This window comes from Enterocloster bolteae, from assembly GCF_002234575.2.
Taxonomy (GTDB): domain Bacteria; phylum Bacillota; class Clostridia; order Lachnospirales; family Lachnospiraceae; genus Enterocloster; species Enterocloster bolteae.
Genome location: NZ_CP022464.2, coordinates 2370124 through 2395757, shown reverse-complemented (window position 1 = coordinate 2395757; position 25634 = coordinate 2370124). Strand labels below are relative to the sequence as shown.

At 49.6% G+C, this 25634-nt stretch carries 23 protein-coding genes and 3 tRNA genes; 1 reads left to right on the top strand and 25 read right to left on the bottom strand.

Annotation, left to right across the window (positions count from 1 at the left end; translation table 11 throughout):
• Nucleotides 1-28 precede the first annotated feature (28 nt).
• From CGC65_RS11235 to nikB, 16 genes are all read right to left on the bottom strand, one after another.
• Nucleotides 29-1237 carry a murein hydrolase activator EnvC family protein gene (locus CGC65_RS11235; RefSeq protein WP_002566966.1) on the bottom strand — a complete coding sequence of 403 codons (1209 nt, stop codon included), beginning with the start codon at nucleotides 1235-1237 and terminating at the stop codon, nucleotides 29-31.
• 15 nt (nucleotides 1238-1252) lie between these two features.
• On the bottom strand, nucleotides 1253-2161 hold the full coding sequence (locus tag CGC65_RS11230) for a cell division protein FtsX (RefSeq protein ID WP_002566965.1): 909 nt from the start codon (nucleotides 2159-2161) through the stop codon (nucleotides 1253-1255).
• Between the two features lie 69 nt (nucleotides 2162-2230).
• On the bottom strand, nucleotides 2231-2902 hold the full coding sequence (gene ftsE, locus CGC65_RS11225; RefSeq protein ID WP_002566964.1) for a cell division ATP-binding protein FtsE: 672 nt from the start codon (nucleotides 2900-2902) through the stop codon (nucleotides 2231-2233).
• Between the two features lie 14 nt (nucleotides 2903-2916).
• Nucleotides 2917-4005 carry a PucR family transcriptional regulator gene (locus CGC65_RS11220; RefSeq protein ID WP_002566963.1) on the bottom strand — a complete coding sequence of 363 codons (1089 nt, stop codon included), beginning with the start codon at nucleotides 4003-4005 and terminating at the stop codon, nucleotides 2917-2919.
• Nucleotides 4006-4146: 141 nt separating this feature from the next.
• Nucleotides 4147-5259, bottom strand: a complete 1113-nt coding sequence (locus CGC65_RS11215) for an ABC transporter ATP-binding protein (protein WP_002566962.1) — start codon at nucleotides 5257-5259, stop codon at nucleotides 4147-4149.
• 265 nt (nucleotides 5260-5524) lie between these two features.
• On the bottom strand, nucleotides 5525-6436 hold the full coding sequence (locus CGC65_RS11210) for a YitT family protein (RefSeq protein WP_002566961.1): 912 nt from the start codon (nucleotides 6434-6436) through the stop codon (nucleotides 5525-5527).
• A 66-nt stretch (nucleotides 6437-6502) separates the two neighbouring features.
• Nucleotides 6503-7336 carry a CvfB family protein gene (locus CGC65_RS11205; protein WP_002566960.1) on the bottom strand — a complete coding sequence of 278 codons (834 nt, stop codon included), beginning with the start codon at nucleotides 7334-7336 and terminating at the stop codon, nucleotides 6503-6505.
• 1 nt (nucleotide 7337) lies between these two features.
• Nucleotides 7338-8066 carry an acyl-[acyl-carrier-protein] thioesterase gene (locus CGC65_RS11200; protein ID WP_038282031.1) on the bottom strand — a complete coding sequence of 243 codons (729 nt, stop codon included), beginning with the start codon at nucleotides 8064-8066 and terminating at the stop codon, nucleotides 7338-7340.
• A gap of 146 nt (nucleotides 8067-8212) precedes the next feature.
• Nucleotides 8213-8284: transfer RNA gene (locus CGC65_RS11195), tRNA-Gln, on the bottom strand.
• Nucleotides 8285-8485: 201 nt separating this feature from the next.
• Nucleotides 8486-9991 carry an amidohydrolase family protein gene (locus CGC65_RS11190; protein ID WP_002566958.1) on the bottom strand — a complete coding sequence of 502 codons (1506 nt, stop codon included), beginning with the start codon at nucleotides 9989-9991 and terminating at the stop codon, nucleotides 8486-8488.
• Nucleotides 9992-10036: 45 nt separating this feature from the next.
• On the bottom strand, nucleotides 10037-11497 hold the full coding sequence (locus tag CGC65_RS11185; protein ID WP_002566957.1) for a chlorohydrolase family protein: 1461 nt from the start codon (nucleotides 11495-11497) through the stop codon (nucleotides 10037-10039).
• A 155-nt stretch (nucleotides 11498-11652) separates the two neighbouring features.
• Nucleotides 11653-13203, bottom strand: coding sequence for an ABC transporter substrate-binding protein (locus CGC65_RS11180; protein WP_002566956.1), 1551 nt, complete (start codon nucleotides 13201-13203; stop codon nucleotides 11653-11655).
• Nucleotides 13204-13253: 50 nt separating this feature from the next.
• Nucleotides 13254-14222, bottom strand: coding sequence for an ABC transporter ATP-binding protein (locus tag CGC65_RS11175; protein ID WP_002566955.1), 969 nt, complete (start codon nucleotides 14220-14222; stop codon nucleotides 13254-13256).
• Nucleotides 14215-15207: an ABC transporter ATP-binding protein gene (locus tag CGC65_RS11170; RefSeq protein WP_002566954.1), complete on the bottom strand. Its 993-nt coding sequence runs from the start codon at nucleotides 15205-15207 to the stop codon at nucleotides 14215-14217. The genes CGC65_RS11175 and CGC65_RS11170 overlap by 8 nt, the downstream gene beginning before the upstream one ends.
• Before the next feature lie 18 nt (nucleotides 15208-15225).
• Nucleotides 15226-16083 carry an ABC transporter permease gene (locus CGC65_RS11165; protein WP_002566953.1) on the bottom strand — a complete coding sequence of 286 codons (858 nt, stop codon included), beginning with the start codon at nucleotides 16081-16083 and terminating at the stop codon, nucleotides 15226-15228.
• 23 nt (nucleotides 16084-16106) lie between these two features.
• Complete coding sequence (gene nikB, locus CGC65_RS11160) at nucleotides 16107-17030, bottom strand: nickel ABC transporter permease (RefSeq protein ID WP_002566952.1); 924 nt, start codon at nucleotides 17028-17030, stop codon at nucleotides 16107-16109.
• Between the two features lie 247 nt (nucleotides 17031-17277).
• Here nikB and CGC65_RS11155 point away from each other — a divergent pair, with 247 nt between their 5' ends.
• On the top strand, nucleotides 17278-18792 hold the full coding sequence (locus CGC65_RS11155; protein WP_002566951.1) for a PucR family transcriptional regulator: 1515 nt from the start codon (nucleotides 17278-17280) through the stop codon (nucleotides 18790-18792).
• A gap of 65 nt (nucleotides 18793-18857) precedes the next feature.
• Here CGC65_RS11155 and CGC65_RS11150 read toward each other — a convergent pair.
• From CGC65_RS11150 to CGC65_RS11110, 9 genes are all read right to left on the bottom strand, one after another.
• Nucleotides 18858-18929 (bottom strand) — tRNA-Gln (locus CGC65_RS11150).
• Nucleotides 18930-19087: 158 nt separating this feature from the next.
• Nucleotides 19088-19762: a YczE/YyaS/YitT family protein gene (locus CGC65_RS11145; protein WP_002566950.1), complete on the bottom strand. Its 675-nt coding sequence runs from the start codon at nucleotides 19760-19762 to the stop codon at nucleotides 19088-19090.
• A 155-nt stretch (nucleotides 19763-19917) separates the two neighbouring features.
• A complete protein-coding gene (locus tag CGC65_RS11140) occupies nucleotides 19918-20949 on the bottom strand; it encodes a lysylphosphatidylglycerol synthase transmembrane domain-containing protein (protein WP_002566949.1) in 1032 nt (343 codons plus the stop codon).
• 186 nt (nucleotides 20950-21135) lie between these two features.
• Nucleotides 21136-21207 (bottom strand) — tRNA-Gln (locus CGC65_RS11135).
• Between the two features lie 143 nt (nucleotides 21208-21350).
• Nucleotides 21351-21917 (bottom strand): RNA polymerase sigma factor, encoded by a 567-nt coding sequence (locus CGC65_RS11130; protein ID WP_002566948.1) that lies wholly within the window; start codon nucleotides 21915-21917, stop codon nucleotides 21351-21353.
• Between the two features lie 7 nt (nucleotides 21918-21924).
• On the bottom strand, nucleotides 21925-23109 hold the full coding sequence (locus CGC65_RS11125; protein ID WP_002566947.1) for a cation diffusion facilitator family transporter: 1185 nt from the start codon (nucleotides 23107-23109) through the stop codon (nucleotides 21925-21927).
• The gene (gene truA / locus CGC65_RS11120; protein ID WP_002566946.1) at nucleotides 23106-23852 is read right to left on the bottom strand and encodes a tRNA pseudouridine(38-40) synthase TruA; all 747 of its coding nucleotides are present in this window, start codon (nucleotides 23850-23852) and stop codon (nucleotides 23106-23108) included. The genes CGC65_RS11125 and truA overlap by 4 nt, the downstream gene beginning before the upstream one ends.
• Nucleotides 23849-24376: a VanZ family protein gene (locus CGC65_RS11115; RefSeq protein ID WP_002566945.1), complete on the bottom strand. Its 528-nt coding sequence runs from the start codon at nucleotides 24374-24376 to the stop codon at nucleotides 23849-23851. The genes truA and CGC65_RS11115 overlap by 4 nt, the downstream gene beginning before the upstream one ends.
• Nucleotides 24377-25558, bottom strand: a complete 1182-nt coding sequence (locus CGC65_RS11110) for an aminotransferase class I/II-fold pyridoxal phosphate-dependent enzyme (RefSeq protein ID WP_002566944.1) — start codon at nucleotides 25556-25558, stop codon at nucleotides 24377-24379.
• Nucleotides 25559-25634 lie beyond the last annotated feature (76 nt).

Here is a 25634-nt window from a genome sequence, read left to right as displayed (position 1 = left end):
CTGTCCGTTCCCTCTATCCTATGACAGGTCACGGGCTTACATAACTTCGGGGATTTACATAGGTGCCCCCTGAGCGGATTCCGAAATGCAGGTGGGGACCGGTGGAATAACCGGTGGAACCTACCTTTGCAATCACCTGGCCTTTTGTCACCTTTTCCCCCACGCCCACCAGCAGCTTGGAGCTGTGCATGTAGACCGTGCTCACCCCGCCTCCGTGGTCAATCATAATATAATTGCCCGCCGAATAGCTGTATGTAGATATCACCACCTCGCCATCAGCCGCAGCAATGATATCCGCCCCTGTGCTGGCACTGATATCAATTCCCTTATGGTTGCTGGATGCCCCTTCTGTGGGAGACTCCCTGTCTCCAAAATTAGAGGTAATCCTGCTGCTGGACGGACAGGGCCACTTAAAACTAATATTCCCCAAATTCGATACGGTATACGTCTTGCCGGCTGCTTCCGCCTTTTTTCTGGCTTCCTCTTCCCTCCGCTTCATCTCGGCCTCGATTCGCTTCATCTGATCTTCCTGGGCTTTGATGTCTGCATTGTACTGGTCCAGCTCATCCTGGGCCATGGCAATCTTGGAATTATAGGAATCCAGCTCCTTCTGCTTGGAATCCATCAGCTGCTGCATGGAAGCCTGTTTGGCCTGGGTGGACTCCTGAAGCACCAAAAGCTCCCCATGCTCCTTCTCCAGGTTCTGTTCTCTGGCAGCCACCTGCTCCTTTGCAGAAGCATAAGCTGTCAGCATCTTCCTGTCATATTCCGCAATCTGGCTCACGTATTCCGCGCGGTTTAACAGCTCCGATATGCTGCCGGACTCCATAACCATATCCAGCAGATTGTTCTGGCCGTTCTCATACATGTACTTGATGCGCAGCTTCATGCTGTCATACTGGTGCTCTTCCTCGCGTCTGGCCTCCTCTAACTGTATCTGGGCCTGGTCTATCTCCTCTTCCTTAAGGGTAATCCGGTTTCCCAGCTGTTCCAGCTCCTCTGCCAGGGAGGACAGACTGCCGTCCAGCTTCTTCACATAAGCTGCCGTATCTGCCTTTAATCCCTCCAGCTGGTTCAGGGTACTCTCCACCTTCTTCTTTTCCTCTTCCAAAGCAGATACCTGTTTCTTGGCATCCTCTATCTCCACACTGGTGGCGTAGGCCGAAAATGCCGCCATACCGCCCATCAAAAGACCGCCTGACAGCGCTGCCGCACAAATCCAATGTCTTATCCTCATTCACATCCTCCTTCCCTATACCTTCAAGTGACGGTGGATGGTAAAATAACTGACAAAAAAACCAATGCCCACACCCAGGCACCCGGCTGTTGCAGCCATATAGGGAAATATATTTCCCAGAGGTATGGGTTCAAACATGCCTGTCAGCATCTGATAATGCTCACTGATATAGATGACCGCCCTCTGGTAAAGCGCATACATGCCTGCCAGCGGCACCGCTGCTCCCAAAGCGCCAAGGAGCACGCCCTCCACCACAAAAGGCGCACGAATCATATAATTGGTGGCGCCGATTAAGCGCATGATTTCATTTTCCCTCCTGCGGAAGGCCGCGGCCACGGAAATGGTATTGCTAATCAGGAAAACCGCCACGGCCAGCAGTACGCAGATAATAACGGCCGACATGGCCCCAACCATCTTTCCCGCACTGGTCAGCCCGGCCACAGCCGTACTGGAATAGCGCACCTTTCTCACGCCCTCCATGCCTTCCAGACGCTCCACGATTTTATCCTGTTCCTCAATATTATTGAGAAATATCTCATAGGAGGCGGAACCGGACAGCGGATTGTCGTCTGCAAATCCCTCTGCCAGCTCCTCCATCCCCTCAAAATAATCTGTCTTAAAGTTCTCCCATGCCTGGGCAGCGGATATGTACTGCGCCTCCCGCACCTCTTCCCAGCCCCGGATACCATCGCCGGCAGCCAGAATCTGCTCCTCCGGCATATCCTCATCAAAAAATACAGTGATTCCCACTGTTGTCTCTGCTGTCTTTGCCACATTCTGCACATTGGCTATCAGGGCGAAAAAAAGACAGAATAAAAAAATACATGCAGAAATAGTCGCTATAGATGCCAGCGAAAACAAAATATTTCTGCATATATTAATGATGCCCTGTTTCAGGCAATACCAAAATGTACTGATTCTCATTGCTGTTCATTTGCCTTTCCGGCGGAATAAGCATACCCGTAAGCTCTCCAGAGCCGCTGCGGCAGCACCCTAATAATATCCGCCCACATCACTGATAACCGACCCCCGTTCCATGGTAATGATCCGCTTGTTCATCTCATCCACCATTTCCTGACTGTGTGTAATCACAATCACAGTAGTCCCCCTCTGGTTAATCTCCTCCAGAAGCCTCATGATTTCATGGGTATTAAAGCTGTCCAGGTTACCGGTGGGCTCGTCTGCAAGGAGCACCTCAGGGTCATTGATCAAAGCCCTGGCGATGGCCACTCTCTGCTGCTCGCCTCCGGACAGCTGTCTGGGGTAGGCCTTGTACTTGGACGACAGCCCGACCAGCCTGAGCATCTCCGGCACTGTTTCCCGGATTATCCTGGGCGGCACCCCGATTACCCTCTGGGCAAATGCAACATTCTCAAACACAGTGCGGTCCTTCAGGAGTCTGAAATCCTGAAAGACCACGCCTAATCTTCTGCGGTATTTGGGAACATACCTTCTCGGCATCCTTCCCAGGTCCATATCGTTCACCACAATACGTCCCTTTGTGGGTTCCAGCTCCTTGAGGAGCAGCTTCATCAGCGTACTCTTGCCGGAACCGCTTCTTCCTACGATGAACACGAACTCACCGTCATCAATGGTAAGGGATACATCCTTAATGGCCTTGTTCCCTGTCTCGTAGGTTTTGCTCACATTGCTTATCTCTATCATCCACCGACTCCGGCCTAATAATCCAGGCTTTCCATATACTTCATATACTTGGCAACCATCAGGGCAATCTTAAAGGTGATGGCGTCCTCAAAAATGCGCAGATCTAATCCGGTGCTCTTCTGAAGCTTATCCAGACGGTATACAAGGGTATTCCTGTGGATATAAAGCTGTCTGGAGGTCTCGGACACATTCAGGCTGTTCTCAAAGAACTTGTTGATAGTGGCCAGTGTCTCCTCATCAAACTCGTCCGGAGACTTGCCGTCAAATACCTCGCGGATAAACATTTTGCACAGCGGAATGGGCAGCTGATAAATCAGGCGTCCGATACCCAGATTGTTGTAAGCGATAACGTTCTTATTGGCATAGAAAATCTTGCCTACGTCTAACGCCATCTTGGCTTCCTTGTAGGAACGGGAAACTTCCTTGATGTCATTGATAATGGTGCCGTATGCCACCCGCACCTTTGTCATGGCCTCGGTGTTAAGCATATCAAGTACGGTGTTGGCTGTTTTGTCCAGCTCCCCGTAGGTTTCTCCCTGGCGTACTTCCTTCACCAGAATAATGTTCTTCTCATCCACAGCTGTGATGAAATCCTTTGTCTTGGACGCGAAGAGGCTTCTCACTGTCTCCAGCGCATTGACATCCTTCTCGTTGTGGGTCTCGATGATATAGACCACACGCTTTACATCCGTGTCAATGTGCAGCTTCTTTGCCCTGTTGTAGATGTCTACCAGCAGCAGGTTGTCCAGAAGCAGGTTCTTGATAAAGTTATCCTTATCAAAACGCTCCTTATAAGCTACCAGCAGGTTCTGAATCTGGAATGCGGCCAGTTTGCCAACCATGTATACATCATCGCTGGCCCCCTTTGCTAAGAGGATGTATTCCAGCTGGTGCTCATCAAACACCTTGAAGAACTGGTATCCCTGGATAACCTGGCTGTCCGCCGGTGAGTCCACGAAAACCAGAACCGAGCTCTCGGAGTCTTCCGCATCGGTAAATGTAGAAGCCAGCACTTTTCCCTCTGTATCACATATACCCAAATCAATTCTTGTAATTGCCTTTAATCCATCCAGTGTGGTTTGAAGTATCTGATTTGAAATCATTCTATACTCTCCTTTTCAAACGTATTCGGAGTAACTAATATCCCTATTTTCATATTTTAATGCAAAATTACAAAAAAAGCAAGAGAGTTGTATACTCTCCTGCTTCTTTTTACCTTAATTTTCACTTACGGTTTGTTTGTATTAGTTAAGAACAACCAGTTCCGTATCCTTGTCGAAAATGTGAATCTTCTCTAAATCCATGGCCAGCTTGATGGTATCGCCAGGCCTTGCGGTGGTACGTGGATTTACCTTGGCAACAAAGTTCGCGTCCTCGATATCAAAGTATAACAGAACCTCGGAGCCTAACATCTCGTATACGCGGACAGTGGCCTCAAATACGCTCTTTGGAGACATGGCCAGGTAGGATTCCTCGTCGTGAAGGTCCTCGGGACGGATACCCAGGGTAACTACCTTTCCTATGTATCCGGCGTCCTCTAACTTCTTGGACTTGGCCTCTGAAAGGGCTACGGTGTGTCCGCCGAAGCTTAAGGTTGTCAGAGCACCGTCCTTGCCGACGGTTGCATCTATCATGTTCATCTGGGGAGCTCCGATGAATCCTGCCACAAACTTGTTGCATGGCTTATCATACAGATTCTGTGGATTATCCACCTGCTGGATGATGCCGTCCTTCATAACGACGATTCTGGTACCCAGTGTCATGGCCTCTGTCTGGTCATGAGTAACGTAGATAATGGTGGTCTCCAGTCTCTGGTGAAGCTTGGAAATCTCAACACGCATCTGTCCTCTCAGCTTTGCATCCAGGTTGGACAGCGGCTCGTCCATCAGGAATACCTTGGGGCTGCGGACAATGGCGCGTCCCATGGCAACACGCTGTCTCTGGCCGCCGGAAAGAGCCTTTGGCTTACGGTCCAGCAGATGCTCCAGGTCGAGAATCTTGGCTGCGTCATGCACTTTCTTGTCAATTTCATCCTTCGGCGTCTTTCTCAGTTTCAGACCGAAAGCCATATTGTCATATACAGACATATGTGGATACAGAGCATAGTTCTGGAATACCATGGCGATATCTCTGTCCTTTGGTTCAACGTCATTAACCAGCTTATCGTCGATGTAGAGTTCACCGGATGAGATGTCTTCCAGACCGGCAATCATACGAAGGGTTGTGGACTTACCGCATCCTGAAGGACCTACGAAAATGATAAATTCCTTGTCGGCGATTTCAAGATTGAATTCCTTAACTGCTACAAATCCATTTGGATATTTCTTTGTTACGTTCTTCAGTGATAAACTAGCCATTCTGTTTTTTCCTCCTAATAATACGCTTAACACATATGTGTTTTACCCTCTTTTGTAACTGCTCTTATAATACATGAAACCCCCTGGGGAATCCATATCGCAAATCCACAAAATCAAAATTGGGGTTTTAGCTAATTTGTATACGGGGAAAAAAAAATGTCCTAAATCACAAAGTATTCCAATATTTGCCGCCAACTTTTTGTTAATTATGTTAATCAACTGCGTTTTTCCCGAAAATATCGGCAAAAGCCACAAAATTCAGGGCCTAATATTCGATAAATCCTTCACCAAATACCTCTCTGGCATCACTTACAATAACAAATGCGCTGCTGTCAAACTCCGCCACAATCTCCTTTAACCGCACAATTTCTTTCTTCGAAACCACACAAAACAGCATCTTCTTTTCCTGGTCCGAGTACATCCCCCTGGCCTCCAGGCTGGTCACTCCCCTTCCCATCTGTTCCATGATGGCCTCTGCAATCTCCCGGTAATGCTCGGAGATAATATAAGCCTGTTTGGAAAACTTAAGCCCCTCTATCAGGCCGTCCGTGACCTTAGCCACACAGAAAATGGCGATAAGGGCGTAAAGAGCGCTCCTGATGCCGAACACGGAGGCGCCCGCCACCACAATCAATCCGTCCAGCACCTGCATGATTTGGGCCAGGGTATAGTGCTTAAGGCGTTTCTGGATCAGGGCCGCCAGCAAATCCGTACCTCCGGTGGTGCAGCTGGTCAGAAACACCAGGCCGGTTCCCACACCGCTTATGATTCCCCCAAATAATGCTGACAGAAACAGGTCATTTCCCAGATAGGACGCCTCCGGCAGAACATACAGGGAAACAGAGAGCATGACCGTGGCGAACAGGGTGCGCTTGATAAACCGCCAGCCGCAGAAAAAGAATCCGGCTGCAAATAACGGGATGTTTAACACTGTATTGGTCAGCCACAGAGGAACAGACCACAGTTCCTTGGCAATAATGGCCACGCCCGACACACCGCCCGTAACCATGCTCACAGGGTCGTAAATATTCTTGATGGCAAAGCCAATCAGGAATGTCCCTGCCACAATCATGGCATAATCCGCCGCCGGATTCCTCTTTTTCATGTCTCCCCGTCCTTTCCCCAACCCATGCCCCATGTACCGGAGCCGGCCTGCACCGTCTGCAGGCACAGACAATCCGTTCCTCCGGCACATTTTATGCTGTACTAAAAAGTATGTGCCTTCCTTCCCCATTCCATACGCTTATACACGCTCAATCGTCTTGTCCGTAATACGAATCCTGCCTTCCTTTAAAAGCCTGCCCACGGCCCGCTTAAAGGCATTTTTGCTCATACTGAACTCGCGCATGATAACCTCCGGCTTTGCCTTGTCATTAAAGGGAAGCACGCCGTCGAATTCGTCCATGACCTTTAATACCTTCTCTGCGTCAGTCCCCATCTGCACATAGGATTTTTCCCTGACGCACAAATCCAGCTTTCCGTCCTCGCGCACCCTGGTAACCCTGGCCTGGACCGTATCCCCCTCCCTGAACCTGCCGTATAGCTCCTTTTTTGGAATAAGTCCGTAATATTTGTGGTCCACCGCCACAAAGGCGCCGATGGTTTCATTGATTTCATAGATAGTGCCCGTAACCCAGTCCTCTGCCTTATAGGGCGACTGGTTGCTCATATGGGAATAGACGCGCATGGTAGCTGCCAGACGTCTGCTCTTATCCACATACAGGGTGACAAGGCACTGCTCCCCTTTTCTTACCGGGTGGGTCTGCTCCTTAAACGGAAGAAGCAGATCCTTCTCCAGTCCCATATCCAGAAAAGCTCCGATTTTAGCCACATCCTTGACCTCCAGCTTCGCTGTCTCGCCCACCTGAAGTTTGGGCTTTCCCGTGGTGGCAATCAGGCGGTCCGATGAATCTTTGTAGATGAACACCTCTACCTTGTCCCCGATCCCGGCTCCCTCCGGCACCTGCTTCTTTGGGAGAAGAACAGCTGCCTCATCCCCTTCCTTCTCAGCCAGATATACTCCGAATTCTTTTGTTCTTATTATTACAAGCTCCTGCACTTTACCTAATTCAATCATCTCAATCTTCCTCCTGTCCTTTTGTCCTCAGCCATACCACAGCGCAGATTTCTCCTGTACTGCCCTCAAGGACCACTGTCCACTCCCTATCCCGGGCCACGCTTACCCGCGGAGTCAGGACATCTCCCAATACAGCCGCCTTTTTGTAATCAGCCCGTATCTCCTTTATCACAAGCCCCTCCGGTATGGCCTCCCTGGCCATTTCCACATACTGGGCATTATTCACATGGTGGTTTGTGTCAATGTGGTGTCTGGCAACCACAATAGGCTCACCCGCTTTGCAGTCTTCAGGCACCGGTATCTTCCTGGGGCAGGGGCTTAATACCAGCCTTGGCTCCGGCTCGCCGTAAGGAGCCGTATCCCCGGGCCGTACCCGGATCGGAATGTTCTTATCCGTATCGTAGAGGAACCACATGGATTCAGCCCTGACCACGTCCGTCCCCTCCCCGTCCCGCAGAACGAAGTTACGGTAGCCGTATATCCCCTTTGACGCACAATGCCATGTTCCAACCACCAGCTTCTCCCCCAGTCCGGGATACCGGTCTATCATAATCTGCCAGGATGACAAAAGCCATGCTTTATGGCTGGCTTCCAGATACCCCACTCCCACACCGCAGTCCTCTGACTGGAATGTGCTGCAGTCCTGCATGTAGTTGATAATGCCTGAAACCGACAGGCACCCTCCTTCATCCGTTTCGCTGTAACGGACCCTGCTGTTAAATGTATACATATTTACCTCATTCTCCCGGGACCAGGACGCAGCCTTTGCTGCCGGCGCTTCCATGCCCCGCCCCGGTATTACGCCCTTCATTGTATCATAAATTCCCTTGGGTATACAAGCAAAATCCCACAGACTTTCATCTGTGGGATTAGTAGCTGGGCTACAAGGATTCGAACCTTGAAATGACGGAGTCAGAGTCCGTTGCCTTACCATTTGGCGATAGCCCATTGTTAGTTTAATATTCTAACACAACTTTTACTATATTACAATATCTATTCTATCGTTTCCATAAATTTAATTTTCATATATTAAAAATATGCACATCCGTGAGAGCAGATTCCGAAGAACCTGCCCTGCCATAATCCTTCATTCCGCGGGAAAATCAACTGTATGGGGAACGAATTCCCCATACATTGTTCCCGGCCTTCCTAATAATGTCCGCCGTCTTTTCTGTTTTCATCCAGATCGAAGCGCACCTCATCAAAATATATCTTTGTCTGTCCCCAGTGTTCCTTTTCTGGCCAGGCAAAGGGGTGCAGATGTTTTGCCCGCTTTGCTGTTTCCAGAGCTTCCTCTTCTGCCTTCAGAAGGATCTCCCTCTCATTGATTCCCACGGCCTTGCCGTCCCTCAGCCGGATCTCACCATCCACCACCACAAGGTCCACATCGGAGGGGTGTCCGTTTCCAATCAGGGTTTCTATCAGGTTAATTCTCGGCATAAGGCGGGGATTCATCAGATCGATTGCTATAATATCCGCTCTTTTCCCTGTTTCAAGGGAACCAATCTCCTCATCCAGTCCCACACACCTTGCAGCGTCAATGGTGGTCATCTCCAGCACCTTCTCCGCCGGCAGATAATAATCATCATTCATGGCGCGGCGGAAGATCATCTGCGCCCGTTTCATGGCGTCGAACATGTCAAAACCGGATGTGAGCATGGAACCGTCCGTTGTCAGGGCCACTGTCACTCCTAATTCCAGCAGCTCAATCACCGGTGTCCTGTTTACCAACTGGCGCATTCCCGGCGCCACGCTGATATGGGTATCTGTCTTCTGTATGATGAGCGCTTCATCAAATGAGAGGCCCGTACAGTGCTGCAGATGGACATCCGGGCCCAGGAGGGCATTTTCTTTATCCTGGTAAGCCAGATGGACCATACCCCCAAAGGCATCTGTATGAATACGGGTATTGTATTTTTCCGCAATTCTCCTCATATCCCTGGCCTGTTGCAGGTCATGCTCTGTAAGCTTCACACAGCGGTCCGCAGAAGTGGGGGCAGAGGGATCCACGGAGGTGACTGCCCCAAAGGGAGCAACGTAAGCCCTGGTCCGGTCACTGTTGGCATGATTCAGCTCCGACACAACTGTCTCCAGGCTTTCTAACACAGTCTCATAGCTAACCTGGGACATATGCCTCTCTCCGTCCTCCGTATAGCGGCTGAATCGGTGAGGCCACGGCACATGGCAGGGTCCTGTGCAGACAATATCCTTAACCCCCACCTCTGCGTATGCCCTGGCGTTGTTAAAGGCGGGAACAGGGGAGTCACAGCGCGGCTGGGAGCCCAGCACGCATACGCCGGTGGTGACTCCGGCATGGAGGCGTTCCAGGGCTGAAAGCCGGCCTTCATTGTACCAGAAGTCGTCAGTAATATAGTTTTTATATGTGTGGGTCATCACAGGCATCCAGTAGCTTGTAAGATCCACAATGGACTTAAAGGCGCTGTGTCCCCCATGGCCATGGGCATCCACAAACCCCGGCATGACCACATGGTCTTTACAGTCCAGCACCTCCTTTGCCTCAAATTGCTCCGCTTCCATGCTATCCCCCACAAAAGCTATCCTTCCATCTTTTACTCCCACAGCCCCATTCTCAATCACACGCCGTTTCTCGTCCATTGTAATGACTACAGCATTGGTGAGCAGCAAATCGTACATATGTATCCTCCTTAATCCTGACCTTTCTTACGGAACAGTCCCTTCTTATTTATGAATGGGAAATGACGGTCTAAACAGCTCATCCTCAGACAGATGGCGGTAGTCCCTCTCCATATATCCCATCCTCATCTTGTCATAATACTTCTGCCCCTTTGCCTTTATCTCCTCCAGGTCCACACCTTCAATGGTCCTGTCCTTCATGACAGTCTTTCCGTTAATAATGGACAGCTTCACGTCACGGCCGCAGCCGCACATGAAAATCGTGCGGATGGGATCATCCACTGCTCCCATATGGAAATCCTCCAAATCCACAGCTATCATGTCAGCCTTTGCACCGGGAGCCAGACGGCCCAGGTCCTCCCTCCCCAAAAGGGCGGAGCCTCCAAGGGTTACTGCCCTGTACACATCAGCCATGGCAGAGCCTTCCACCTTGTTCTCCGCCATCTGTGAGAACCAGGAAGCAATGCGGATATTCTGGAAAAAATCAGGTGGAAACGTATCTGTTCCCACTGCCACATTGATATTCCTGGCGCGGTATTTTGCAAAGGAATCCTGGTAATGCCCGCTTCTCCCTATTATAACCGGGCAGAATATGGCAGTGGTACCTGTATTTGAAAGGATAGACAGATCGTCCCCTCCATCCTCCACCCACCTGGTACCTTTTACGATATAGCAGTGGGGAATTCCCACGTTCTTTCCGAGAAATCCAATGCTCTCCAGATATTCCACCGGGCTTTTGCCTGTCCGCTCCTTTATGAAGCGGTATTCAAACAGTCCCTGTGCCGCGTGGAGCTTAATGGGGCACTTTAATTCCTCTGCATACTGTTTTGTGCGGATCAGGTTCTCCTCTGTCTGTGTCTCAATCCGCTCAGGCAGCAGGGCCCCACGGATCAGGCCATCATAGGCCCCGTCATATTTGCGGATAAATCGGACCGCTCTCTCTAACCCTTCCTCTCCCTGCCCCTCCAGGTAACGGACTGTCATGGTACCGTCAGGACGGACTACGTTCAGACCGCACTGGTAGCTGGGAGAAGTGTACAGCCTCAGACCCAGTCTGCCTGCGTGATGGACACCCGCCTCTTCCTCTTCATAAGTATCCGCCCATTTTTTATAGTATGTGGATGTGATGGGCATGGCTGTGGTAATGCCGTGCATAATCAGCTGTGTGTACGCATAAAGGGATTTGAAGGCCTCCTCCTCTGCTGTCATCACCTCATGAGTGCCCTTCTCAAAATACTCCTCTGAAGGATTCAGGCTGCTCCTGATATTGCTGAAAGCCTCCGTGTGGAGAATATCATGGTCAATATCCCCAAGGGCATTTAAGTCAATAAATCCAGGCATGATGACGGCATTACCTGCATCCTCTGTCTTGCTGACTTCCCCCTCATAATGCTTTCCCACATAAATGATGGTATCATTCTCGTAAACCACCTCACCGTCCCGGATAATCTCATGATCCGCTCCGTTATAGCCGATCACATAGGACCCTTTGACTCTCGTAATCATATTATTCCTCCTCGCTATGAGCTCTTACACGCCGTAACCCACTAAGACACAAGGCGCTGCAGGGTGAGCCGCCCTGTATAATCCATACAGAAAGCCAACCTTTGCAGCGCCCTTTTTCTTATGCCTGAATCCCGGACTTATGGTTCAGTGCAGATTTATTGTTCAGCATTTTCAAAATGTACGTTCTGGAAGAAATGGCTTCCTGCCGGTGTGGGCACAAATCCCTTTACATTGCTTCTGATACCAAGAACCTGCTCTGTATTGGCAACCGGAATAACAGGAAGGTTGACGCGCAGATATTTCTGGATATCCTTGATGATCTGCTCCCTCTCCGGTCCGTCACTGGTATTTCTCTGCGCCTCAAGCATTTTATCCATCTCCGGGTCAGAGTAGAAGCCCATGTTGTTTGTAGGAATCTGCTTGCTGTTAAACGGTCCGTAAATGTTATTGTCCGGCTCAGGGAATCCTACGGCTCCAAAACCGATCAGGAATATCTCTGTCTCACCGGCATCCACCATGTCATAGAAGGTACCCGCCTCATAACTCTGGATCTCCACGGTTATTCCAACCTGAGCCAGCATGTCCTGGATGATGGTAGCCTCGTTCAGTCTGTTGGTGTTTTCTGCGCAGGTCAGTTTTAAGTGAAGATCAGATACCCCGGCCTCTGCCAGAAGCGCTTTTGCCTTCTCAACATCATACCTGCAGTCCGTATCAGAATCATCGAAATACTTCATGCTTGGCGCCACCGTGGTGGGAGAATACTGTGCACTTCCTCTCCAGACAGCTGTAAGGATGGCGTTTTCATCCAGGGCCCAGTCAATGGCCTGCCTTACTCTTACATCATCAAGAGGTTTCTTGGTCACATTCATAACCATGTATTCCACAATTGTGCTGGCACGTTTTACAATAGCAGTATCCTTGTTGTTCTCCAGCCTCTCAACATCATTTGCAGGAATGTCAAATGCAATATCAATATTTCCGGATTCCAGCTCAATTACGCGGCTGTTGGCCTCAACAATTGTGCGGATTACCAGGTTCTTATAAGCCGGCTTGTCGCCCCAGTACTCGTCATTTCTTTCATATACACAGCGGTCATTTTTTGCCCATGATACAAATTTAAAGGGTCCTGTTCCAACCGGGTTCTGTGCTGCCTTCTCCGGATCCTCCGTGAATTCCTTCTCGCTGACAACCACTGCTCCGATATACGGAAGATAGCCAACTAAAGGAGAAAATGGCTCATGGGTGGCAATGATGATGGTATTGTCATCCACCACCTTGCAGTTATCCGCATCAATGGCAGACATGATGTAAGAAACCTTTGCGCCGTCCGGTCCCGTGGCTCTCTTAAAGCTGTAAAGCACATCGTTTGCCGTCATCTTCTCCCCGTTGTGGAAATACACGTCGTCTCTCAGCTTAAACTCCCAGTTTAAGTCATCCAACCTTTTCCACTCTGTGGCAAGAAGAGGCTTTATTTCCCCGTCATCATCATATCTCACCAGGGTCTCGTAAACAGGATTTAAGTTGTTTACACTGCTTGAGGTGGATGACGCATGCGGGTCCAATGTTGGCGGATCTCCCGTAATAGCCACTGTCAGGGTATCCTTTTCCTCCTGAGCCTTGGAAGAACTGCCGCCGCAGCCTGTCACTAAGGATGCAGCCAGTGTGAGTGCCAGCAGGATGCCGGCCGCCTTTTTCACTTTTCTCATAATCTTTTTCTCCTTTTCTTTCATACATGCAGATAGTTCTGCTATTGCCATTACATTTCCCCCGCCAGATGACAGGCCACAAAGTGGTTGTCTCCTGCGTTTTTGAGCTCTGGATCCTCCTGTCTGCACCGCTCTGTCACATACGGACAGCGACCCGCAAAACGGCAGCCTCCCGGAAGATTGACAGGGCTGGGAACATCCCCCTTCAGTATAATCTGTTCCCTCTCAACCCCTACCTTTGGGATGGGAATAGCAGATAAGAGCGCTTTTGTATATGGATGGAGGGGGCCGCTGAAAATGGACCTGTAATCACTGAGCTCCACTATCTTTCCCAGATACATAACGCCGATCCGGTTGCTTATATGCTTTACAACGCTTAAGTCGTGAGAAATAAACAGGTATGTCAGCCCCAGATCCATCTGAAGCCGTTTTAACAGGTTGATGATCTGTGCCTGGATGCATACGTCAAGGGCTGATACGGGCTCGTCCAGTACAATGAATTCCGGTTTTACGGATAAGGCACGGGCAATTCCCACTCTCTGCCTTCTTCCCCCATCCAGCTCATGAGGATAGGCATTGATCAGCCTTCTGGAAAGCCCTACCACATCCATCAGCTCGCGGACCCTGGCATCCAGCTTTTTTTTGTCTCTGCGGTACTCTTCCATATTTGTAAGCGGTTCCGCAATCAGCTCAAACACGGAAAGCCTGGGATTCAGACAGGAATACGGATCCTGGAATACCATCTGTACATGTTCCCTGAATGTTTTCATCTGGCTTTTGTTAAATCCCAGTACATTTTCTCCGTGGAAATTCACCTCTCCGCTGTCTGCTTCCAGAAGACGGATGATGGTTCGCCCTGTGGTAGACTTTCCGCAGCCGGATTCTCCAACAAGTCCCAGTGTCTCGCCCTTGTTAATATAAAAGCTCACATCATCCACCGCATGGAGCAGTCCCTTATTTACATGGAAATATTTTTTCAGATGATTGATTTCAACTAATCTCTCTTCCGGATTACTCATCTTTATTTACCTCCTCCTGCTTCTCGTATAAAAAGCACCTGGTATAATGCTCACCGTTCACAACTGTAATTTCCGGCTTTTTATGCTTGCAGATTTCCATGCAGTTGGGACATCTGGGATTGAAGGAACAGCCGTCAATCCTCTCTGTAGGTTCCGGAGGCAGTCCGTGGATCTCCTCCAGCCAGTCCTCCTCCGTATCCAGTTTCGGAATGGAATTAAACAGGCCCTTTGTATATGGATGACAGGGATTATGGTAAATCTTGCTTACCTCCGCATACTCCACCACCTGGCCCGCATACATGATGGCCACCTTATCGCAGATCTCCGCAACGATACCCAGATCGTGGGTGATCAGGATCATGGAGGTTCCCAGCTTTTCTTTCAGCCCCTTGATCAGATTCATGACCTGGGCCTGGATTGTCACATCCAGGGCCGTGGTAGGTTCATCTGCAATGATCATCTTAGGACGGCAGGCCAATGCAATGGCGATCACCACCCTCTGTTTCATGCCGCCGGAAAACTGATGGGGATAATCATTGGCCCTCTCTCTTCTGATTCCTACCATCTCCAGCAGTCCGCAGGCCTCCTCAAACGCTTCCTTTTTGCCGATTACCTTGTGAAGTCGGATCATCTCCACGATCTGATCCCCCACCTTCATGGAAGGATTTAAGGAGGTCATGGGGTCCTGGAAAATCATGGAGATTTTTTCTCCCAGAATCCCTCTTCTCTCCTTGTCCCCGATTTTTAACATGTCTTTTCCGTCAAACATGATTTCTCCGGAAGTCACCTTTCCCGGCGGTGTGGGGAGAAGTCCCATGATGGTCATGGCCGTGGTTGTCTTACCCGCTCCTGTCTCCCCCACAAATCCCAGCGTTTCTTTGGGTTCCAGGGTTAAGTTCAGGTTATTTACAGCATATACAATTCCGTCTTCTGTTTTATATGTAACACTTAAATCCTTGATATCAAGCAATTTTTCCTTTTCCACGATCTGCTCCGCCTTTCATTAGTTTCTCAGTTTCGGATCAAGCGCATCTCTTAAGCCGTCTCCCAGAAGGTTCAGGGAGAGAACAGTGATAACGATGGCAAGACCTGGGAACATGGTCATGTACGCATATCCTCTGATATAATCACGGCCGGAGGAAAGCATGTTGCCCCACTCAGGATTGGGCGGCTGTATGCCCAGTCCGATAAAACTCATTCCTGCAGCTGTCAGAATCGCCCCGGCGATACCCAGCGTTACCTGGACAATAACGGGCGCCACACAGTTGGGAAGAATATGCTTTATAATGATTTTTGTATTGGATGTGCCGGACGCCCTGGCTGCTTCAATATACTCTTCCTCACGGATTGTCAGCACGGAAGCCCTTACGATACGTGCATATGTGGGAACCGAGGATATACCAACCGCTATCATCAGGTTCATGAGTCCTGTTCCCAGGGCAGCTACAATGGCAATTGCCAGCAGTGTCTGGGGCACAGCCAGAAGCACATCCATAAAACGCATGATCAGATTATCCACCCTTCTGCCGTAGTAACCTGCGATTGCCCCCAAAACGCCGCCTATAATTACAGCAATGCCAACAGAGACAAAGCCAACCAGAAGGGACATTCTGGCCCCGTACACAACACGGCTGAAGATGTCGCGGCCGAACTCATCTGTTCCGAAAATGTGGCTGGGACTGGGGTGCTGAAAGGCATCAGCCAGATTCTGCTTGGCAAAATCATAGGGCGCGATAACATGTGCGAATATACCTGTAAATAAAAGAATGATCAGGATGACCAGTCCCAAAACCGCCATACGGTTTCTGCTGAGCGCTTTCAGGATGGTCACAACCTGACTTCTGGATTTCTTCTCTTCCATCTCAATCAATACCTCCCGTTCTTTTATTCTTTTGAGACCTTCGGATCGACAACTGCGTACAACAGGTCCACCGCGAGATTAACCAACGAGAAACATGCCGCAACGAACAGAACGCTGCCCTGGACAATGGGGAAATCCCTCTGCTTGATGGCCTCAATCATCAGACGCCCTACCCCTGGAATGGAAAATACAACTTCTGTCAGCATAGCGCCTCCTAAAAGCGTTCCGAACTGAAGTCCCACCACGGTGATAACAGGAATCAAAGCATTTCTGAACACATGCTTCATGATGACCACGCTTTCCTTCTGTCCTTTTGCCCTGGCTGTCTTGACGAAATCCTGGCGTATCACCTCCAGCATGCTGGAACGTGTCATCCTGGCCACTACCGCCGTACTCTGCATCCCCAGCGCAAGGGCGGGCATAATCAACTGCTTAAAACTTCCGAAACCCGAAGGTGGCAGCCATCCCAGATTGACAGAGAACAGAATAATCATCAGGATGCCGATCCAGAAGATGGGGGCCGATGTTCCAATGAGCGCCAGCACCATAACGGCATTGTCCAGAAGGGAGTTCTGCTTTACCGCAGAGACAATTCCCAGGAAGGTTCCCAGGATGACGGCGATGATGATTGCCGCTGTGGCGAGCTTGACTGTGTTGGGAAACACTGTCATAATCTCGTCCAGTACAGGTCTTCTGGTGGAGTAGGACGTCCCCAGATCCTGATGTACTACGATATTTTTGATATAGCGCCCATACTGTACCAGAAAGGGATCGTCAAGTCCCAGCTCCAGCCGCAGTTCCGCCTGCGCTTCTGGGGTAGCTGATTCACCCAGCATCATCCGGACCGGGTCCCCTGGCGTCATGTAGAGCAGCAGGAATACCAGAAATGACACACCCACAAGCACCAGAACCAGATATACCAGCCTTTTCATTGTGAACTTCAGCATAGTTCATTCCTCCATTATACATTTTCATGTAGTATTTATGCATTTTATTATACTACGCTGTATTTTGGAAATATATTGGCACAATAGGATAATCCCGCCCCCCTATTTTCATCCTTCCAGTGCACCCCTCCTTTATTCATTTCCACCAAATTTATGATATACTTATAACAATGATTTTATTGTTATTGTTTATGAATATAAGATTTAGTTATCTGTATTATACATAAATGCGGCGGGGAGCATCCAAATGAAAAAACTGACAGTGGCTGACATCTTACAACTGGATATTCTGAAAAATGTAACAATATGTGCGGGAGCCGCAGGCCTGTCTCATTTTGTCACTGGTATCACCACAGCCGAAGACCCGGATCTGATCCAGTGGCTTACCGGCGGCGAAATTCTTCTTACTTCTCTGTACGGAGCCGTAACCGGCCCCCTTTCCTTCAAAGAATATATTGATGCCCTGGCCTCAAAACACATCAGCGCTTTGTTCATAAAGACTGGGGAGCGCATGCCGGAAATCCCGGCGGAAATCACTCAGTCCGGCAGCCAGTACGGAATTCCCATTGTACAGCTTCCCCCTGATGTGAGCTTCTTTGACGTGGTGTCTTCTGTCATGAAACAGATCCTGAATAACAAAGCGCAGTACTTTATAGAGCTTCAGAACAATATGTCACAGCTTCTGGCCTCCGGGGCCGGAGAACAGGATATCCTGGATTACCTGGCTGAATATGTGCCTGCTTCCATTCATCTGTGCGATTCTGATAAAAATATTATTTTTACTTCCCAATCAGAAGAATTCCACTCTGAAATGGCCATAGCAGACAGGATCTCGCTTCCCATTATGTGCATGGGAGAGGTGTGCGGCTATCTGGAAGCTGCGACCAACCGTTATCTCGATGAAAATCTGGAAGGACTTCTGAAAAATGCGGCAAATCTGTCTGCCGTTCTCTATCTCAAAAAGTATTACACTGTTGAAATAGAGCAGAGATACATATCCGGGTTTTTAAAAGAATTGTTTCGACAAAATATGGGAGTAAAACAGATTGTAGAGAAGGCTGAAGGGTATGGCTGGCACGAGAATGATTCCTATCTGGCAGTCTCCATTCAACTGGAGGCTGCCAGAAACATAACCAAGGTTCCTGAGGCGCTGGCAGAGATGACGCGCCTGATTCCCAAAAGCAACTATTACTTCTGCATCCAGGATGATCTGCTGAATATAATATACAGGACAGAAAAAAAGCTCTCTCCCCAAGAATTGTACGATCTGGTCACAGAAGTTATAACAAATTTAAACCAATACATTTCAAAAACATATGGCTCTTTTACCTTCTACGCAGGTATCAGCAGCATCGCATCTGAATTGTTCCAGCTTTCCCAGAAGATTCAGGAATCAGCAGATTCCCTGCAGTTCTGCCGCGTGTTTAACAACAGGCTGGTAAAGTATGAAGACATGGGGGCACTGCGCATGCTGGCCACCTATTCCCACCGCAGCAACCTGGAACAGGTGATTCCCCCTGCAGTGACCAGATTGGCGGAATACGACAAGCTCAATAATACCCAATATTTAGAAACCCTTGATTCCCTTCTTGGAAATAACCTGAACCTGAGCAAAACCGCCAAACAGCTGTTTATCCACTACAAGACAATGCTTCACCGCATGGACCGTATCTGCGAGATTGCAGAGATATCCCTGGATGACAGACAGACCCGGCTGGATGTAGAGCTGGGAGTAAAACTTTATATGATGCTGCCCAAATAAAAAACGCAGCATATAAAAAAGCTAGTAATCCGAGATTCATTCTCGAAATTACCAGCTTTTTTTAACTGGGCTACAAGGATTCGAACCTTGAAATGACGGAGTCAGAGTCCGTTGCCTTACCATTTGGCGATAGCCCATTATTCAGTTTATCCGCAGCGCCCTGCCCTGACTGTTTGTCCTGATTGGCGGCTGCGGAGTTTATTATACCCATATTGTGGCAATTAGTCAAGAACTTTTTTAAATTTTTTTAATTTAATATGAAACAGACTCAAAAATGCCGGATTTAGCCGATGCATTACGGGCAGGCGTCCCCTGCATCGGAGTAGTCGGGTATCCACCCTTCCAGCACGTTGGATACCTTCTCGATAAAGAAATGGGAAATGCTTCCTACGATGAGGGCGGCCAGCACGGTTCCTTCCCTGATTCCCAGCACATGGCCCGTAAAGAACAGTGAAACCCCCACAGCACTTGCCACAATGCTCATATCAAAACCCGTTTTTACCAATCCAAACCTCCAGCCGGTAAGCCCTGCAATTACACGCACCAGCCCCTCTCCAGGAAGGATAAGCACATTGGGAATCACCTCAAAGGCAATACCCAGCCCCAGGAACACGCAGCCCAGCAGCAGCATGAGCACCTGCCCCACATAGCTTCCCGTCTTCCAGAACCCCAGAATATACATCCATCCGTCTATGCAGGCGGAAAACAGCAGGGCGGCCGGAAGCTGAAGCAGCTGTACCTTTCCAAATGCCCTCCCCAGAAGGGCGGCCTGTATCAGGAACATGACCGTGTTCACCAGCATGGTAAACTCTCCCAGGCTGTGAGGGAATATAAACGTCAGGACAAAGGCAAGGCTGGTAATGGGCGATGTGCCCAGTCCGGCTTTTGTAATCAGGCTGATACCCAAGGCGCTGAATATGACACCTGCAATAAACATGCTGTAACGCTTCAACTTATCTGAATTTTTCACGTGTTTACACCTCTAAAAATTTTTGTATAACCTAAATTTTTTTATATATCTTATGATATCACGTAAACCCACGGCTCACAATGGGCATTCTAACTTAAGTTGACTCCATATTTTCGTCACAATGCACAATCATTTTTAGATAACCTAAAATTTTTTTAGATTTTTCTATGCTTTCTCACCAATGTAATATGGGCATACATGGTCACCGCAGCGCTGAATCCCAGCTGTACATAATACGCAATACCTCTGGACAATACCATGGCGGGCAAAAGCAGATCCCCGTAAAAAATAGGATCGAATATGGTCAGGAACAGATGCTCGCTGATTCCCATGCCCCCCGGAAGAGGCAGCATATCGGCTGACACAGAAATCGTTGACTGGAGAAGCACCAGGGTAATCATGGCCGTCCCCTTAAGCCCAAAGGCCCTGTACACAAAATATGTCACTGAAAACAATGCCAGCCGCTGGCAGAAGGTGAGAAACAGCACTCTGAGCAGCACATGCTTGTGCTGGCGCAGGAAGGCAGCCGTATCATTATAATGCTCCATGGTAAGGAGCAGGCGCTCTGTCCTGGAGGTTTTTTTCTTGAGGAAACGAAAATGCTCCAGAAGTCCCAGAACCCGCATTGCCATGTCCCTGGCAAGAGATGTGTGGAAAGCCAGAACCAGCATGGCGGCGCAGAATACCACATTAAGCCCCAGCCCCAGATAGTAGACAGGCATGACCTCGTACAGGTAACGATTTAAAAAGCCCTGGCCGAATACAGCCAGAAGACAGCCAATCACCACCAGAACGGATTTGTATGTAATGGTTACCACCATGAGCACCACTGTGGCCACAGGCACGGGGATCATGTTCTTCCTCATATAGTAAACCTGGGCCGGCTGTCCTCCCCCTGCCGAAGGCGTGATGCAGCTGAAGAAAAAACCCACAGAGGAATACAGAAAACAGGTCCTTCTCTTTGTCTTTATGCCCAGGGTGCCCAGCAGATAATGCAGGATAGCAGACTCCGCCCATATGAAAAAAATAACACAGCCAACCCCCATAAGCAGGTATACAGGAGACGCCTCGGATATGGTGTCCGCTATATCGCTTAAATCCTCACCCGAAAATACACTGTAAATGGTCAGAACAAATACAGTCAGAAGGAATATTCCGTTGATCAGATTCTTCTTTTTATCAGACATGTTTTCCCCCTCTCCCCGTCACGTCCGCCGGTATCCCTTTTACGCAGCTTCATATCCCCGCAGGATTCTGCCCCCATGGATTACCAGACTTGCAGGTTCCCTCCCCGCAGGGTTCCCGGTCCGAAAACAGAAATATAACAAAAAATCCCGTCAGGCATAACGCCTACGGGACCAAGATATAACAAACTGGGCTACAAGGATTCGAACCTTGAAATGACGGAGTCAGAGTCCGTTGCCTTACCGTTTGGCGATAGCCCATCAACACAACGAAATGTATTATATAATATAGTCGGCAATTCGTCAAGTGTTTTTTTCAATTTTATCCATTTTCTAGCACATTATTTTGTTTTTATTTTGTTTTTATTTTGTTTTATTCGTTTTCCATCCCCTGGCTTACTGTCTTACCCGGAACATCTGAGCAGCTCCTGAAGCTTTTTCATGGATCGGTTATACTTTGACAGTACCGTAGCTAATGGCATCTGGAGCGCCTCCGCCACTTCCCGGTGCTTCATGCCTGCGGCTGCGTGAAGAAGTACAATCTGCCGCTCCTCACGGCTGATTCGGCCCAGGGCGTCAAGCAGCACCTTACGGTCCGCAGCCTGTTCCAGGGGAGCGCAGTACTCCCCCTCCTCTTTCTCAGCCAGGTCCTCCAGAGCCACGTCTGCCTTCATCTTCTGCTCCCTGAAGCGCATATAGCAAAGATTCCTGGCTATGGTGAATACCCAGGCCAGAGGCTTGCCCTGGGGGACATAGGACCCTGCCTTGGTCCACACGGTCAGATAGGTGTCCTGCATCACATCCTCGGCCTCCTCCGGATTCCTGGTCAGGGACAGGATAAAGCTGTACACAGGCCTGGCCGTGTCCTGGTAAAAGAGGTGGAACGCCTCCATATCCCCATCTCCCAGGGCCTCTATCATCTCTTCCTGTGTCATCCAGCGTCCCCCTTCCAGGACCAGCCCGGCGCCCATATCAAGCTTACTCCCGGCTTTCCGAGATAAAGCTGTTTTCCATGGTTATGACGCAGCAGCAGCGCCTGTCTTTTTTCGCCACGTCCTCAGTGATCCTTGCTTTCAGTTTACCCAGAACCGATGGCTTATATTCCCTGGGAACCACTAAATCAAAGATCAGGTTGATGCGCTCCACGCCGTCCACCATCCTGAAGTCGTGGAACGTAAGCCTGCTGTCTATTCCGTCCAGAACAGACGTCACTAACTCCTTAAACTCTACTACCCTCTCGTCGTGGGTCTCCACCGGGTCCATATGGATAACCAGCAGAATTCCCATCCGCCTCATGGCCTCCCGCTCAATGCGGTCAATGATTTCATGTGTGCGCTCCACGTCGCAGTCATTGGGCACCTCTGCATGAATGGATGCCATGCTTCGCGAAGGGCCGTAATTATGTACAATCAAATCATGACTGCCCACAATTCCGTCAAAGCTCTCCACAAAGCTTGATATTTTGTCATAAATCTCAGGGTCAATGGCTTCCCCAATCAGGGGCGCCAGGGTATCCTTGGCTATGTTCACGCCTGCGATCATTACCACCACAGACACGATGAGTCCCACAATACCGTCCACATTGAATCCAAATGCCCCGTATATTCCGATGGAGCATATGGTAGCGGAAGTAGTGACCACATCGCCCAGCGCGTCTGCCGAGGTGGCCAGCATCACCTTGGAATTGATACGCTTTCCCAGCTTTTTATTAAAACAGGAAAGCCACAGCTTAATGGCCACAGACATAAAAAGTATCAGTATGGATATCCACCGAAAGCTCATATCCTCAGGATGCAGTACCTTGCCAAAGGAGGTCTTAAACAGGGAAAAGCCCACCTGTATGACCAGGAATGCCACGATAAAAGCTGCGATATATTCTATTCTGCCGTGACCAAAGGGATGGTCGTCATCCGCAGGTTTTTCCGCCATTTTGACTCCCACGAATCCAATAATGGAGGAAGCCGCATCCGACAGATTATTAAACGCATCCGCCATAACAGATATACTGTGCACCAGGATGCCGATACAAAGCTTGGATACAAAAAGAAGCAGGTTACAGCCGATTCCCACCATGCTGGTCAGTGTCCCATAAGCCGTCCTTACACGTACATCCTCCACATTGTCATGATCTTTAACAAATCGTTTCACTAAAAATCCAGTCATATCAAATCACCATACTCCACTTTTTCCAGGAATAACCCTTCAGGCGGGGCGGTAAAACCAGCCATAGAACGGTCCCCGGCCTCCAGAATAGCTGCCATTTCCTCCGGTTTTCGTTTACCCGTCCCCACCTCTATAAGGGTGCCTGATAAAATCCGTACCATCTGCTGCAAAAACCCATTGCCCGTAAAGGATATATGGATTCTGCTTCCCATCCGGTAAAAGCAGATGGATTCAATGGTGCGGATTGTTGATTTCTTCATTTTCTTATTGCCGCAGAAGCTTTTATAATCATGGGTTCCCGTGAGAATGGCCGCTGCCTGTTCCATCTTTCCCACATCCAGATCCTGCCCCAAGCCATAGTAATAATAACGCTCAAACACATTCTTTTTGGGAGCTGTCTCTATCTGGTAGCGGTATGTTTTCCTCAACGCATTCAAACGGCTGTGAAACCGTTCCGGCATCACGCAGGCCCTTGTAACGGCAATGTCCTCCGGCAGGTACCGGTTCATATACCTCATAATCTCGTCCGGGGTCATGTTCTTCGCCAAATGGAAATTAGCCACCTGACTTTCTGCGTGGACCCCCGCGTCTGTCCGTCCTGAACCGTGGACCTCCACCGGACTGCCTTCCAGCTTTTCCAGAACCGCCTCCAGCTTGCCCTGGATGGTCCTGTCTGTATTTCCCTGCTTCTGCCAGCCGTCGTATCTGGTGCCGTCATAGGACAGCCACACTCCTATATTCATTCTCTGCCTCCCTGCCTTGCCCTTTCTTTTTTCCTGCGCAGACAACACAGCGCCCCCACGGTAATCGCCATCCCCGCGGCTGCTCCGCTCATATCCAGCCATACATCGCTTATCTGGCCGGACCGCCCTGCCACAAAGAGCTGAATCGTCTCATCCACAAAGGGAACCATAAAAATCATCATCAGTACATCCCTGTTAAATATCCTGTATCTTCCATTTCCCCCGCAGGCCTTGACCATCAATCCTCCCAGCACCGCATACTCTGCAAAATGGGCTGTTTTTCTGACAATGTGCTCTGTCAGCCACAGATGCTCCCAGCCCAGGGATATCATGGCTCCCCGGAATTTATCCAAAAGAAAGCCGCTTTCCTGGGAAGAGATAGTGGCCGGTGTCAGGGAATTACCGTATATGAAGCATATATAGACCAGTATCACCACATGCCACCGGTTCAATGCGGGCCGGTTCATTACAGACCGCTTCAATGCAGGCCGCTTTAATACAGGCCGGTTCCTCTCATCTGGCATCTACCGTTTCCCTTCTGCGGTCAGGACGCCGCTTTCTCTGACAGCTTTTATAGCCTTATTAAGCATTTCCTCATCCTGGACCAGGGCCAGGCGCACATATCCCTCGCCGGACGGACCAAACGCGCTGCCTGGGGTAACCATTACTCCTGCCCGCTCTACCAGTTCCATGACAAATGCCTCTGAGCTGGTATAATGTTCCGGAATAGCGGCCCACACAAACATGGTGGCCTCCGGCCGTTCCATCTTCCATCCAATGGATGTAAACCCGTCGCACATAATATTTCTGCGCGTCTCATAGGCCTTCCTTGTAGCCTGTACACAGGACTGGTCCCCTGTAATCGCCGCAATGGCGGCAGCCTGGACCGGAAGGAACATGCCGTAGTCCATGTTGGATTTAAGCAGCTTCAGACGGGACACCACCTGGGAATTGCCAAGGCAGAATCCGATTCTGGCTCCGGCCAGACCGTATGTCTTTGACAGGGAATTAAATTCCACGCCGATCTCCTTTGCCCCCGGAAACCGCAGAAAGCTTCCGCATGCTTTTCCATCAAAAATCAAGTCGCTGTAGGCATTGTCGTGAAGCACAATGATGTCATATTTCCTGGCAAAGGCTATGAGTTCTTCATAAAATGAATCCGGCGCCATGGCCGTGGTTGGATTATTAGGATAGGACACCACCATAAGTTTGGCCTTCCTGGCCACGTCCTCGGGAATCTCGTCCAGACGGATAATATATCCATTTTCCTTCCTCTGAGGCATGTAGTGAAGCCTGGCACCGGCTATCTGCGGACCGTCACCAAATACAGGATAACAGGGGTCCGGCACAAGCACCACATCCCCCTCGTCCACGATGGACAGCGCAATATGGGCCAGTCCCTCCTGGGACCCCAGCAGGGAGCAAATCTCTGTCTCAGGGTCCAGCTCCACCCCATACCGGGTTTGATACCATCCGCCGGCCGCCTCCAGCATCTCCCTTCTGTCACTGATGGCATACACATAGTTGGACGGCTCTGCGGCGGCCCTGCACAATGCCTCCATAATATGAGGCGCGGGCGGTATGTTAGGCGCTCCTATGCTGAGATCGATAATCTCCTCTCCCTTTGCAGTCTTTTCCTTTTTAATTTCAGCCAGTTTTGAAAAAATCCCCTCTCCAAAACGGTCCATCCTTTTTGCAAATTTCATATGACTCATCCTTCCTCTCTGTATAGCTGCAGCTGCATCTGCCCGACATACCATGTCCCGCTCACTGCCGACTGCC

Excerpts from the sequence above, each read along its gene's own strand:
- CGC65_RS11235 (WP_002566966.1), bottom strand. The coding sequence starts at position 1,237 with ATGAGGATAAGACATTGGATTTGTGCGGCAGCGCTGTCAGGCGGTCTT.
- CGC65_RS11230 (WP_002566965.1), bottom strand. The coding sequence starts at position 2,161 with ATGAGAATCAGTACATTTTGGTATTGCCTGAAACAGGGCATCATTAAT.
- ftsE (WP_002566964.1), bottom strand. The coding sequence starts at position 2,902 with ATGATAGAGATAAGCAATGTGAGCAAAACCTACGAGACAGGGAACAAG.
- CGC65_RS11220 (WP_002566963.1), bottom strand. The coding sequence starts at position 4,005 with ATGATTTCAAATCAGATACTTCAAACCACACTGGATGGATTAAAGGCA.
- CGC65_RS11215 (WP_002566962.1), bottom strand. The coding sequence starts at position 5,259 with ATGGCTAGTTTATCACTGAAGAACGTAACAAAGAAATATCCAAATGGA.
- CGC65_RS11205 (WP_002566960.1), bottom strand. The coding sequence starts at position 7,336 with ATGATTGAATTAGGTAAAGTGCAGGAGCTTGTAATAATAAGAACAAAA.
- CGC65_RS11200 (WP_038282031.1), bottom strand. The coding sequence starts at position 8,066 with ATGTATACATTTAACAGCAGGGTCCGTTACAGCGAAACGGATGAAGGA.
- CGC65_RS11190 (WP_002566958.1), bottom strand. The coding sequence starts at position 9,991 with ATGTACGATTTGCTGCTCACCAATGCTGTAGTCATTACAATGGACGAG.
- CGC65_RS11185 (WP_002566957.1), bottom strand. The coding sequence starts at position 11,497 with ATGATTACGAGAGTCAAAGGGTCCTATGTGATCGGCTATAACGGAGCG.
- CGC65_RS11180 (WP_002566956.1), bottom strand. The coding sequence starts at position 13,203 with ATGAGAAAAGTGAAAAAGGCGGCCGGCATCCTGCTGGCACTCACACTG.
- CGC65_RS11175 (WP_002566955.1), bottom strand. The coding sequence starts at position 14,222 with ATGAGTAATCCGGAAGAGAGATTAGTTGAAATCAATCATCTGAAAAAA.
- CGC65_RS11165 (WP_002566953.1), bottom strand. The coding sequence starts at position 16,083 with ATGGAAGAGAAGAAATCCAGAAGTCAGGTTGTGACCATCCTGAAAGCG.
- nikB (WP_002566952.1), bottom strand. The coding sequence starts at position 17,030 with ATGCTGAAGTTCACAATGAAAAGGCTGGTATATCTGGTTCTGGTGCTT.
- CGC65_RS11155 (WP_002566951.1), top strand. The coding sequence starts at position 17,278 with ATGAAAAAACTGACAGTGGCTGACATCTTACAACTGGATATTCTGAAA.
- CGC65_RS11140 (WP_002566949.1), bottom strand. The coding sequence starts at position 20,949 with ATGTCTGATAAAAAGAAGAATCTGATCAACGGAATATTCCTTCTGACT.
- CGC65_RS11130 (WP_002566948.1), bottom strand. The coding sequence starts at position 21,917 with ATGGGCGCCGGGCTGGTCCTGGAAGGGGGACGCTGGATGACACAGGAA.
- CGC65_RS11125 (WP_002566947.1), bottom strand. The coding sequence starts at position 23,109 with ATGACTGGATTTTTAGTGAAACGATTTGTTAAAGATCATGACAATGTG.
- truA (WP_002566946.1), bottom strand. The coding sequence starts at position 23,852 with ATGAATATAGGAGTGTGGCTGTCCTATGACGGCACCAGATACGACGGC.
- CGC65_RS11115 (WP_002566945.1), bottom strand. The coding sequence starts at position 24,376 with ATGCCAGATGAGAGGAACCGGCCTGTATTAAAGCGGCCTGCATTGAAG.
- CGC65_RS11110 (WP_002566944.1), bottom strand. The coding sequence starts at position 25,558 with ATGAAATTTGCAAAAAGGATGGACCGTTTTGGAGAGGGGATTTTTTCA.